This is a genomic window from Cognaticolwellia mytili (genome assembly GCF_002104475.1).
Taxonomy (GTDB): Bacteria; Pseudomonadota; Gammaproteobacteria; order Enterobacterales; family Alteromonadaceae; genus Cognaticolwellia; species Cognaticolwellia mytili.
The window spans coordinates 1-12537 of record NZ_NBOF01000002.1 but is presented as its reverse complement, the minus strand read 5'-3'; the positions used below and the strand labels follow the sequence as shown (position 1 = coordinate 12537).

8 protein-coding genes are annotated in these 12537 nt (G+C 38.6%); 5 read left to right on the top strand and 3 right to left on the bottom strand.

Features of this window, described 5'->3' with window-relative positions; all coding sequences use genetic code 11:
* Nucleotides 1-168: 168 nt before the first annotated feature.
* Nucleotides 169-507, top strand: coding sequence for a nitrogen regulatory protein P-II (gene glnB, locus B7C41_RS05040; RefSeq protein ID WP_085297727.1), 339 nt, complete (start codon nucleotides 169-171; stop codon nucleotides 505-507).
* Nucleotides 508-598: 91 nt separating this feature from the next.
* Here glnB and B7C41_RS05035 read toward each other — a convergent pair whose 3' ends face one another.
* Complete coding sequence (locus tag B7C41_RS05035) at nucleotides 599-1363, bottom strand: outer membrane protein assembly factor BamD (RefSeq protein ID WP_085297726.1); 765 nt, start codon at nucleotides 1361-1363, stop codon at nucleotides 599-601.
* Nucleotides 1364-1538: 175 nt separating this feature from the next.
* Here B7C41_RS05035 and rluD point away from each other — a divergent pair, with 175 nt between their 5' ends.
* From rluD to pssA, 4 genes are all read left to right on the top strand, one after another.
* The gene (gene rluD / locus B7C41_RS05030) at nucleotides 1539-2516 is read left to right on the top strand and encodes a 23S rRNA pseudouridine(1911/1915/1917) synthase RluD (RefSeq protein WP_085297725.1); all 978 of its coding nucleotides are present in this window, start codon (nucleotides 1539-1541) and stop codon (nucleotides 2514-2516) included.
* Nucleotides 2494-3333: a peptidoglycan editing factor PgeF gene (gene pgeF, locus B7C41_RS05025; protein WP_085297724.1), complete on the top strand. Its 840-nt coding sequence runs from the start codon at nucleotides 2494-2496 to the stop codon at nucleotides 3331-3333. The genes rluD and pgeF overlap by 23 nt, the downstream gene beginning before the upstream one ends.
* Nucleotides 3334-3510: 177 nt before the next feature.
* Nucleotides 3511-6093, top strand: coding sequence for an ATP-dependent chaperone ClpB (gene clpB, locus B7C41_RS05020; protein ID WP_085297723.1), 2583 nt, complete (start codon nucleotides 3511-3513; stop codon nucleotides 6091-6093).
* A gap of 169 nt (nucleotides 6094-6262) precedes the next feature.
* Nucleotides 6263-7066: a CDP-diacylglycerol--serine O-phosphatidyltransferase gene (gene pssA, locus B7C41_RS05015; RefSeq protein ID WP_085297722.1), complete on the top strand. Its 804-nt coding sequence runs from the start codon at nucleotides 6263-6265 to the stop codon at nucleotides 7064-7066.
* Between the two features lie 95 nt (nucleotides 7067-7161).
* On the opposite strand, the gene B7C41_RS05010 is transcribed toward pssA, so the two are convergent.
* Both B7C41_RS05010 and B7C41_RS20585 read right to left on the bottom strand, forming a co-directional pair.
* On the bottom strand, nucleotides 7162-7710 hold the full coding sequence (locus B7C41_RS05010; RefSeq protein WP_085297721.1) for a PEP-CTERM sorting domain-containing protein: 549 nt from the start codon (nucleotides 7708-7710) through the stop codon (nucleotides 7162-7164).
* Between the two features lie 107 nt (nucleotides 7711-7817).
* Nucleotides 7818-10961 (bottom strand): S8 family serine peptidase, encoded by a 3144-nt coding sequence (locus tag B7C41_RS20585; protein WP_085297720.1) that lies wholly within the window; start codon nucleotides 10959-10961, stop codon nucleotides 7818-7820.
* Nucleotides 10962-12537: the final 1576 nt, after the last annotated feature.

Here is a 12537-nt window from a genome sequence, read left to right as displayed (position 1 = left end):
ATTTTTGCGCTAACGCGATTCTTAAAGTATTCGCTGAACCCCATATCTTTGTGTGACTTGGCTATGGAATATAAATCCAGATCAAGATATTGATATTAAGCAGTGATAAAGATGATAATATATCTAAAGTATTGTTCTGGATCTCAAATCAACTTATAGGCTGTAAAGATGAAAAAGATAGAAGCGATAATTAAACCTTTTAAAATGGATGATGTTCGTGAAGCACTTGGTGAAATTGGTGTCACAGGTATGACCGTTTCAGAAGTTAAAGGCTTTGGTCGACAAAAGGGCCACACTGAATTATATCGTGGAGCTGAATATATGGTCGACTTTTTACCTAAAGTGAAGCTTGAGATTGTGGTCGCCAATGAAAATGTTGACCGCTGTGTAAATACTATTTTAGAAACCGCACAAACTGGAAAAATTGGTGACGGAAAAATTTTTATCACTAATGTTGAACGAGTTATTCGTATTCGTACTGGTGAAGAAGATGAAGAAGCTATTTAAGCTTTAATTTATTTTAAACAAAAAATACCAGCTTAATGCTGGTATTTTTTTATGAATAACTTATTAACTTAAGTCAGCTTTAACAATAGAATTAGTTGGCAACTAACGGATTATTAGGGTAATTAGCGGCAAGTACTTGTTTTGCATTAACACGTAAATCTTCTAAGCCAAGTTCGTCATAACATAGGATCATTATTTCTAATGCTTGCTCTGTTTCAGGACTTGGTGAGAAATACTCAACAATGTATTTACCTCTATTAGCCGATGAAACATAAGCTTCACGTTTTAAGTAGTAGCGAGCAACAGAAAGTTCATACTTAGCTAAACGAGATTTAATCGCTAGCATGCGTTGACGAGAGTCTGCCGCGTATTTGCTTTCTGGGTATTTTTCTATGATTAGTTTAAGATCTTTAAAGGCTTCACGAGCAGCTGTAGGGTCACGGTCTGAACGGTCAATACCCGCTAAATCTTGAAATAAATTCTCTTGGGTTGCTACATTAATTAAAGCACGCATGTAATAGACATAGTCTAAATTAGCATGGGTCGGGTTTAATCTTAGAAAACGATCCGTTAATGCAATACCTTGTGCAGCATCGCCACTTTTATAATAAGCATAAATTAAGTCTAACTGCACTTGATGAGAAATTGGTCCATAAGGGTACCTGGAATCTATCGCAGATAATATTTGGATAGCTTTTTGATACAACCCATTGTCAAGTGACGTCCGCGCATCGGAAAATAATGCTTGAGCCGACTTATCTGGCACCTTTTCAATTTCTTTTTCGTTTGTTCCTGAACAGGCAGTTAAGCCTAGTACTAATGTTAGGCACATTATTTTTATTGTCATTTTTTCCATAGACTTCAATATCACTACTTTGTTTTAGGTTTTAGTTAAAATAATTAGCTTCTTCGCTGCGATTACGACTTAATGTAATTACTTAATGTAATTGCTCAAGCAAAGAGGTAAAATAAGCTTTGGCATTCTAACCTAGCAATCATGCCTTGCACAGTGCTAATTAATAGAGAGTTTAATGGCTGAAATAATTCAACACCGGGATACGGTTCCCGAATCATGCTTAGGTAAACGTTTCGACCAGACTTTGGCGGAAATGTTCCCTGATTATTCACGTTCACGATTAAAAGAGTGGATATTGGCCGGTCACGTTACCGTTAATGGTCAGGTAGTCGATAAAGCACGTGAAAAAATGTTTGGTGGTGAGCAAATTGCCATCAATACTGAAATTGAAGCTGAAATTCGCTTTGAAGCCCAAGATATTCCATTAAATATTGTTTATGAAGATGATGATATTTTGGTGATCAATAAACCAGCAGGCTTGGTTGTTCATCCTGGTGCGGGTAACCCTGACGGCACGGTGCTAAATGCCTTGTTACATCATTGTCCAAAATTAGATGTCGTGCCACGTGCTGGCATTGTGCATCGTTTAGATAAAGACACCACAGGTTTGATGGTTGTTGCTAAAACGATTGCCGCACAAACAAATTTAGTAGAATCTTTACAAGCGCGTGAAATTACCCGCGAATATGAAGCGGTTGCTAATGGTATTATGACAGCGGGTGGTATTGTAGATGAGCCTATTGGTCGTCATGCCACTAAGCGTACTCATATGGCGGTGACGTTTTCTGGCCGACCTTCAGTGACACATTACCGTGTAATGGAAAAGTTTCGACTACATACACGCTTGCGTTTACGTTTAGAAACTGGTCGTACACACCAAATTCGAGTGCATATGGCACATATTACTCATCCATTGGTTGGTGACCCGGTATACGGTGGTCGTCCTCGTCCACCGAAAAATGCATCGGAAGAGTTACGTGAAACGCTACGTCAGTTCAAACGCCAAGCATTACATGCCGCAATGTTATCTTTGTACCACCCTATTTCGGGGGAGCTGATGACCTGGCATGCAGATGTGCCTAAAGATATGGTGGCATTAACTGATATGCTACGTGATGACTCTAAAGAGCATGCCAGTGGCAGTGACTACTAAGTCACCAGAAAACTTGCATGTAGTTAATTGGCCGACGCCTAAGGTGTTGGCCTTTTCTACGACCCGTTTCCCTCCTAAAGATAAAAGGTCGCTTGATAATCTTGATTCTATAAAAAAATGCGAAGCTGATGTAGGAGAACGTTTTACTGAGTTTGATTTTTTTAATTTAGGTGCTCATGTCGGCGATAATCCAATATCGGTTGAATATAACCGTAATATATTATTGAGTTACTTACAAAACGATTCAAAAATTCAGTGGTTAGAGCAAGTTCACGGTAATCATGTTACTTACGTAGACCGCCACAAGATAACGCCAATTGTTGCTGATGCAGCTATTACTCGCGAAAAGAAGCTTGCACTTGCTATTATGACGGCAGATTGCTTGCCTATTTTATTGGCTGATAAAAACGGCAATGAAATAGCAGCGGTTCATGCTGGCTGGCGACCATTAGTGGCGAACATTATTAAAGCAACGATAGATAAAATGAAAACTCCAGCCTGTGATATTGTTGCTTGGTTTGGGCCTTGCATTGGTGCAAGCGCGTTTGAAGTTGGAAGTGAGGTAAAAGAAAGGTTTATCGAGAGTTCAATTCAATTTTCCGCTGCATTTACGGCTTTAAATACCGATAACTCGATAGAGAATCCAATCAAATTTTCGGCTGATTTAGTCATGGTTGCAAAATTTCAGCTCAAAGAACTTGGTATTGAGAATATTTCAATAACTAATGCTTGTACCTTCTCTCAAAGCAGTAAATATTACTCATATCGTAGAGAGGGAAAAACTGGCCGCATGGCGAGTGTTATTTCACTCGTTTAAGTTATACAGCCATGTTTCTCTAATAACTCTACATCGTTATAACGCTTTAAAATTGAAAGTGTTTTCTTGTTCTAAATCAACTGTATGAACTCTGCTTACTTGAAATTTTAGTTGAGTGTCCCTATAACATAAGTAACTGAAATGTAAGTCCAGTAATATGGCAATAGGAGATTATTCATGCGTTTAGACCGATTCACTCAAGCTTTCCAAATGGCAATATCTGATGCTCAATCAATAGCATTAGGCAAAGATCACCAATTCATTGAACCTATACATTTAATGTTGGCATTGTTAAATCAAAATGCTAGCAGCATTATCCCATTATTAAAAAGTGCCGGTATTAATGTTCGTACATTGAGAACGCAATTGGAAACGGCGATAGGCGAACTGGCTCAAGTATCGGGTACAGGTGGTGAAGTACAACTGTCTGCTGCGATGGGGAATATTCTTAATTTATGTGACAAGTTTGCCCAAAAACATGGTGATAAGTATATTTCTTCTGAAATATTTGTACTGGCAGCACTGCAAGATAAAAGTAAGTTAGGACAAGTTCTTAAAGGGCTCGGTGCAAGTGAACAACGTATACAAGATGCGATAGTACATATTCGTGGTGGCAACAGTGTTGATGATGTTAATGCTGAAGAAACTCGCCAAGCTTTAGATAAGTATACAGTTGATTTAACTGAACGTGCAGAACAAGGGAAGTTAGACCCAGTAATTGGTCGTGATGATGAAATTCGTCGTACCATTCAAGTATTGCAACGTCGAACTAAAAATAATCCGGTACTTATTGGTCATCCCGGTGTAGGTAAAACCGCAATAGCGGAAGGCTTGGCACAGCGTATTGTTGATCATGAAGTACCTGAAGGAATTCGAAATAAACGAGTACTTTCGCTTGATATGGGATCGCTTGTTGCTGGAGCAAAGTATCGAGGTGAGTTTGAAGAGCGTTTAAAAGCGGTACTTAACGAACTCTCTCAACAAGAAGGGCAAATCATTCTATTTATTGATGAACTGCACACTATGGTGGGGGCCGGTAAATCTGACGGCGCGATGGATGCTGGCAATATGCTCAAACCTGCTTTAGCACGTGGTGATTTACATTGTGTTGGCGCAACGACTTTAGATGAATATCGGCAATATATTGAAAAAGATGCAGCATTAGAGCGTCGTTTTCAAAAAGTACTAATAGATGAGCCTAGTGTCGAAGACACCATTGCGATTTTACGCGGTTTGAAAGAGCGCTATGAGTTACATCATAATGTTGAAATAACGGATCCAGCTATTGTTGCAGCAGCTGCATTGTCACACCGATATATTAGTGATCGACAACTACCCGACAAAGCCATTGATTTGATTGATGAAGCTGCATCAAGTATCCGTTTACAAATGGATTCAAAACCGGAGAATTTGGATAGATTAGAACGTCGTTTGATTCAACTAAAACTCGAGCAACGAGCATTGTCGAAAGACTCTGATCCTGCATCGATAAAGCGTTTAGATTTAATTTCTGATGATATTGCCACCTGCCAAATGAGCTATGACGAGTTGGATGAGGTTTGGAAAACAGAAAAAGCGGCATTGCATGGCACACAAGCAATAAAAACTGATTTAGAGCAGGCGCGTATCGAACTTGAAGCGGCTCGACGTGCTGGCGATCTTAATTCGATGGCTGAATTACAATATAGTCGTATTCCAGATCTTGAAAAACAATTAGATCTTGCCACTCAGGCTGAAATGCAAGAAATGACACTATTACGTAACAAAGTTACTGATGTTGAAATTGCCGATGTCTTAAGCAGAGCAACAGGGATTCCTGTTGCCAAAATGCTTGAAGGCGAAAGTGATAAGTTATTGCAAATGGAAGAGATGCTGCATAAACGTGTCATTGGCCAGTCGGAAGCCGTGATATCGGTATCAAACGCTATTCGTCGTTCGAGATCTGGTTTAGCTGATCCGAACCAACCGATAGGTTCCTTTTTATTTTTAGGGCCAACAGGGGTTGGCAAAACTGAACTGACTAAAGCTTTGGCACACTTTCTTTTTGATAGCGAAGATGCGCTAGTTCGTGTCGATATGTCAGAATTTATGGAAAAACATTCTGTGGCTCGATTAGTTGGAGCACCACCAGGGTATGTCGGCTATGAAGAAGGTGGTTACTTAACAGAATCAGTCAGACGTAAGCCTTATTCAGTAATATTGCTTGATGAAATTGAAAAAGCACATCCTGATGTATTTAATATCTTGCTACAGGTATTAGATGATGGTCGATTAACTGATGGGCAAGGACGGACGGTTAACTTTAAAAATACCGTAATTATTATGACGTCTAATATTGGCTCAGATGTTATTCAAGAGTTTTCAGACGATAGCCAATATCCGGAAATGAAAGCTAAAGTTATCGCGGAGTTAGCTCATCACTTTAAACCAGAATTTATTAACCGAATTGATGAAACAGTAGTATTTCACCCATTAATGGCAACGCAAATTAAGCATATTGCGGCTATCCATGTAGCTTCACTCACTAAGCGATTAGAAGAGCGCGACATTACAATGATACTATCTGATGAAGCGTTGTCTTTTGTCGCTTCAGTAGGATTTGATCCAGTCTTTGGTGCTAGACCGTTGAAACGTTCAATTCAGCAGGAAATTGAAAATCCGCTAGCACAGAAGCTATTGGCAAATGAATTCGCTGCCGGTGATTGTATTAATGTTGAACTTATAGATGACAGCTTAAGCTTTATTAAAAATCCTCAATAGCATCTCACTCACAATATGGTAGTAACATCAGACGACTTTATTTGATGTTACTGCTAGCCAAATTTATATATCTGTGCAGTAAACTTCAACACCGCTTCCTCTACCTTTAACATTTAAACTTATGCTAGATTAACATTCTTTATGCCATTTTATTTGTAGGGTTCAGTTTATGCCTAACGACAATGATGAATCATTTTCAACGAAAGGTATTTACCTTTTACCTAATTTGCTAACGACTGCAGGGCTTTTTTCAGGGTTTTATGCGGTAGTGTCTTCTATGAATGGAGATTATGTTAATGCAGCCATCGCAATATTTATTGCCATGATTTTTGATGGTTTAGATGGAAGAGTCGCGCGTATGACAAATACGCAAAGTGAGTTTGGCGCTGAATACGATAGTATGGCGGATATGGTTTCATTTGGTATCGCTCCAGGGCTTGTTGCTTATAACTGGGCGTTATCGAGCTTTGGAAAGTTTGGTTGGCTAGCCGCATTTATTTATGTCGCCTGCGCCGCTTTACGTCTTGCTCGTTTTAACACTCAGGTTGGTGTTGCAGATAAACGTTACTTTCAAGGTTTAGCAAGTCCTGCTGCGGCTGGTGTTATTGCTAGCTTGATATGGGTAGGTAGTGAATACCAAATTGATGGCCAGCACTATGGGTTTATTGTCGGGTTATTAACCATAGTGGCAGGTTTATTAATGGTCAGTAATTTTCGTTACCATAGCTTTAAAGACGTAGACTGGAAAGGTAAAGTAAACTTTATCGTTGTGCTATTAATTGTATTGGGTTTTGTTGTTGTTGCATCAAGCCCTGAAAATATATTGCTTTTAATCTTTACACTCTACGCATGTTCAGGACCATTCACAACAATACGCTCTGTGAAAAAGTTAAAGCTAAGGCATGTTGTTGGTGAGAGTGCTGTTGATGGTATGGACAAAAAAGATAATAAAGAGAAAGGTAATAAGGGCTAGAATGTGTGGTTTTTATTATCAGTAAGCTCTATCAGTAGATAAAGTATGATAGTGTTAATTAACTACTTCGTTAATTAACACTATCGGTCAGCTAATTAAGCCTGACGTTTTTTTAAACGTAGTGCAATAAGACCGGTCAAGAAAAGCAAAAGCATAGAAGGCTCAGGAACATCTACGGCACCTAGTTGAAGATTTCCAGCGCTTTCGAAACCAGTTACGGTATCAAATACATCAAGAATACCGGAACCAAAGTCGAATGAGGCGTTGAAGTTTAAACTGAATGCGGCATTGTCAGTAACATCAAACCCTATAGATTCAATACCCGCTGAAAGATTACCAGGATCAAGGATTGCTTGAAAATAGCCAAAAAGAAATGGGTCAATTACATCTGCTTCAGCTTCAGTTAGAAAATTAAATGAAGAGCCGAACATATCTATTTGAAATTCTTCCCATGTGGTTATTTGGCCCCAGCTATCAGCTTTCTCAGTATCAACGACAAAATAACCAATCTTTTCAAACACAACGTCAGTAGTATTGATATCATCAAATAAAATATCGTGAGAAATTAATGCCGCGTTCGCTGAACTTACTGCTAGTAATGTAATTGACATTGCTAAGAAAATATTTTTAATGCTTTTTAACATGTTACACCTTTATTTTAATTTTTTGCTTGTAGCCTAAATAGGCAAGTATTTAATGGCCCATTAAATTAGTTTTTAACTTAATGGGCTTTATTTCTTTAATTTATGAATTAATTATTTACTTGAATAGCCGTGGTACCTTGCGCTTCACCTTTATCATCATAAAATGTAATACCACCCATGTAAGTACCTTCAGTTAAGCCTCTTGTGGTAATTCTTACATGATTGAAACGATCTTTTATAGCACGACGGCTGGATGAAATTCGAGTTGAAGCATCAACACCGTCAGCAATCCAAACTGGCATAGTGTAGTCTAATGTTTCAGCACCTGCTAAATCATAACCATGAATCCAGATTAAATAAGTATCACCAACGCTAGCATCAGTACGAGGCTCAGGGTTAACTAAAGTGACAGTTTCGTTAGAACCTCCATTAAGCGATTGATCTACACGAGTACAGCTCCACTTAGTACAACGATATACGTATAAATCTAGATCTGTAGCACCTGATCCATCACCAATTAAGCCGTCAATTAATGAGAAACGAGCTACTTTGGTACCCTCTGGTATTTCGAATAAGTGCGTGCCTAAACCAGCTTCATTAAATGAGAAGTCTTGGTCTGCATCTTGAGTTACTGTACGAGTAGAGCCAAACGGGGCAACTAAACCAGCGTAATCAATAGATGTTCGACCTGTATAAAGCATTTTTACTGGAAAAGAAGCTCTACCGCGCGTTAAACTCACTGAAATATTTTCAGGCACTTCAATTGTAGCTTCTTTTGCTGCTTTTATTGCAATAGGGCTACGTACGGTGTGGCCTGCGCTATCAGTCCAAGTAATTGAACCAAATTTCCATTCATCAATTACGGCACTATCATTTTTAGCGAAGTTCAATGCGTAGCGAGCAGTGCCACCTGCAGCGACGACTAACGAGTTATCAGCGTTAGCATTGCCTTCAGCATCAAATGTAGTTAAAGATACGTTAACGCCTTCAGGAGCTACGATTGTAGCTGTATAAATGCTATCAGTTCCTGATACGTTTGTTACAGTTCTTGAAATAGACTCTGGCGCTGCTAGTTCTGCAATACCAATGGAAGCAATATTTAGTTGGCTTGGTTCTGTACTAAAGCCTGCAGCCGTTAATGCCGCACAAGTAGTGCCTGAGCCAGCCACAAATGTTTCATTACCAATACCACATAAAAAAGCAAGATAGTCATTATAGTTAGCACTATAAACTAAACCAGGATCCATAGCGTCGACAGGTGCGGCATGGCCAGCACCGAAATCGAATGGATCAGCCGGCGTAGTGCCATCTTCTTTAGTAATATCTTGACGCGCAGTTGTCATTAATGCAGATTTTATTTGTGAAGGAGACCATTCTGGGTTTGAACCTTTAAATAATGCTGCCATACCCGCAATATGTGGGCTAGACATTGATGTACCTTGTAAGTACTTAAATGTTGCACCATGTGGTTCAAACATTGGAGTGTTGGTCGTTGCTGCTAAAATTTTAACACCTGGAGCGGTAATATCAGGCTTAATAATGTCGTAGCTGGCAGTGTTTGGCCCTCTCGATGAAAAATCAGCCATGGTGTTACCAACTTCAACTGAATCAATTGATGCATTAGTATCAGAGAAAGTAATGTTAGTTTCCCCATTACCTATACTAGTCAATAGCGCTTGACCATCATTAAATGAAACCATTGAGCCTGGTATAGTTACAGCGGGATCTGTTCCCCCCATAGCAAATGGCGCAGTGTCGACATAAGTATAAACAATAACGGCAGTTGCACCTGCTTCTTGTGCGTTAAGGAACTTCTCAGTAAAAGAACATGAACCACGAGAAATTAATGCTACTTTGCCGGCTAAGCTCGCTTGCTCCATGATAGGGTTAGTTCCATCATCTGTATCACATGCTTCAACAGATTCTGAAGCAACTAGATCACCAGATAAACCATTGGCAGCAGGGGCAAAGGCGGCCGGTACTGATACAAGAGAAGTACCAACTGCATCGCCAGCGTTAATATCGAGTTCTTTTCCGATAACCTTAGATGTACCATTATAAGTCGATGCACCTACCGTTGTTATCCATGGTGCGGGTGTACCAATAGTTTCAACATCTGGACCATCGTTACCAGCTGAAACAGCGACAAATACACCAGCTTGTGTTGCACGTAACATTGCTGCAGCCGCTGGCTGTGTTAAGTCAGTGCGACTACCACCAATAGAAAAGTTAATAACATCGACACCATCGATGACGGCTTGATCAATTGCAGCCATGCTGTCGCTTGGGAAACAACCGCGCTCTTTAACTCCTTCAGGAGTCTCATAATCACTATTCCAACATACTTTATATACTGAAACACGAGCTCGTGGTGCGATACCAGAAACAATACCTGCATCTGCGCCAGATAATACTGCGGCAACGTTAGCGTTACCACCTGCAGTACTTGCTGTATGAGAGCCATGGCCATCAGCATCACGTGGTGAAATAAACTCACCTAATGTTGTCTGAATTTCATAAACTGATTTAAAAGATTCATTGAAAAAACGAGCGCCAATTAATTTATTATTACATTTAAATGTATCTGCGGCAGCTTCTTGACCTGCATCACAAGTGCCGGCCCAGCCAAATGTAGCGGGGTCAGAATAAGTACCATCATCAGCGAAACTTGGGTGTTCTGGAACAATACCAGTATCTAATATACCTATAACAACATCTTCACCTTTAATATCGAGCGTATGTTGACCACCTGGGCCTGTTAAACCAAGGAACTCAGGTGTGTTAGACGTTGTTAGCGTTTGTATTTCATCTTCCCATACACCAATTATGTCAGGGTGAGATTCAAGTTGATTTTTTTGTTTTTCAGTTAATTTAGCTGAAAAACCGTTAAATGTATGCTTGAACGAGTGGATGATATCTAATGAACCTATTTCACTAGCAACTTCATCTTGTCGTGCTTGCAAGGCATTCGTATAAGCTACCATCGCTGGTGTGCTTGCGTTGTAGCTATTACCTGCAACACCTACCGTTTGATTAGAAGGTAGAAGTTCGCCTATTGCTTGAGCTTGCGCGACACCAGGTTGTTCCTTCATTTGAACGATGTATAACGAAGTACGTTTCTTTACAACATTTATAGGACCGACTTCTTTTAATAAGTCAGTATTTCCTATTATTTCATTTGCCTGTATGCCAGAAGAGGCTGTAACGACTAAAGTAACTAGACTGCCGATGATAGATTTTTTAAACTGCATTATTCTCTCCGATTATTATTATTTTTCGTTAATAAGTCTAAAACTAGATAAATCTAATATTCTGAATAGCTTTTAAACGAATCTACATAAAAGCATAAATCATGCCAATTAAATAAAGTGATTAATATCAATTACTTGCTATCTTTGTTGGCGTTTTTAAATTTAAACTGTAAGTTTTGTTTACATTTTAATTACAATATATTGCCCTTATATTTACAGTTTGATTTTTCTAGATACTAGTTTTTGAATATTATTTTATTTTTTTCTTTTTTTTATATGAAAGTTCATAATTAGCAAGGTAGGGTGGGGTAAATCCGAATTAAAATTTTTATATTGATTGTTAATAAAGTGTAAAATAATCTGTCACAATCAATTTAGAATGTTTTTATACAAATAACGATTTCCCGCGTGTTGTGTGATTTTCTCGTTTAACCCCAAAATTGCAGGTTCAAATTTGTTGGATACGAAATCGTGAAGTGTCATGCTCCTGAAACGCATTTCAATAAAATAACTTTCCTAAAGTACTCATTAATCGATTATTCCCATTTTAAATATAGCTAAAGCTTTGTTTCTAGTTGTCTTATCAATCGTAACTTTTATCTATAATATTCTATTTTTTTAAATGGCTTCCAAAGCTAGTACATAACAGCCTATTATGGACATAAATATCAATGCCTGCTTCTAATTAAATGAAGTTAGCGCAAGAGATTTTTTTTTGGGGGGGGAGCATGTTACGGACGATCTAAACGCATTAGAAATCTAACTCTTGCATTGCTTATATTAATACTCAACCTCAGCTCTATTTAAGCAATGGCATCTAATAAAAACTATTTAATCGCCTATCGTCGTTGTTGATGCACCTATATAGCTTGCTATTCGAATACATAAACAGTTTGATATCTACCAAATTGTCATCTTTGGAAGTTGAGGGGCTGTAAAAGTTTTATTATTAATAAACTATGGTGCCTATTAAACCGAGTTGAAATTTCTTACTATAAATTAAGCCGAAGTAATTCAGCTTCTACGGCGACTTCACAATTTATATCTGTTGTGAATGGAGATCGTAAGAGGTTCGCGGTAAACGGAGGAAATAAGCAAGTTCAATGTTTAAATGTAAAGCTCAAGTCAAATCCAGAACACCTTATTCAGTGATGGTGCGATAAAAATACGACTTGGTTATTTAAAGAGCAAACAAACGTTATTATGTAAATAAAGTGCATTTAAGTGTTGACGTGCTCTGAAAAATCGCCATAATGCGCTCCACTTCTTCGGGGCAACCCAAGAAGCTTGTTTTAAAGAGTTAACTACACTGGTTTAGGCCAAAGTAGCTGACTTAACGTTATAAAGTAGGGTTTTGAATCTTCTAAAAAGAAAGTTCAAAAAAACGAAATAAAATGTTGACTTTAAAATACGGAAGCGTATTATACGCATCCTGCTTCAGGCAAGGCCTGCAGCAACGAAGCAAAGCGAATGAGATTTTGTTTCGGTTAACTCATCGAGTTAACGTTCTTTAACAATTAGTTATCATGCAATTTGTGTGGACACTCACATTAACGTTGATTTTACATAGTTATCC

Coding starts and splice junctions, on each gene's coding strand:
- rluD (WP_085297725.1), top strand. CDS start 1,539: ATGGCTGAAATAATTCAACACCGGGATACGGTTCCCGAATCATGCTTA.
- pgeF (WP_085297724.1), top strand. CDS start 2,494: ATGCCAGTGGCAGTGACTACTAAGTCACCAGAAAACTTGCATGTAGTT.
- B7C41_RS20585 (WP_085297720.1), bottom strand. CDS start 10,961: ATGCAGTTTAAAAAATCTATCATCGGCAGTCTAGTTACTTTAGTCGTT.
- glnB (WP_085297727.1), top strand. CDS start 169: ATGAAAAAGATAGAAGCGATAATTAAACCTTTTAAAATGGATGATGTT.
- B7C41_RS05035 (WP_085297726.1), bottom strand. CDS start 1,363: ATGGAAAAAATGACAATAAAAATAATGTGCCTAACATTAGTACTAGGC.
- B7C41_RS05010 (WP_085297721.1), bottom strand. CDS start 7,710: ATGTTAAAAAGCATTAAAAATATTTTCTTAGCAATGTCAATTACATTA.
- clpB (WP_085297723.1), top strand. CDS start 3,511: ATGCGTTTAGACCGATTCACTCAAGCTTTCCAAATGGCAATATCTGAT.
- pssA (WP_085297722.1), top strand. CDS start 6,263: ATGCCTAACGACAATGATGAATCATTTTCAACGAAAGGTATTTACCTT.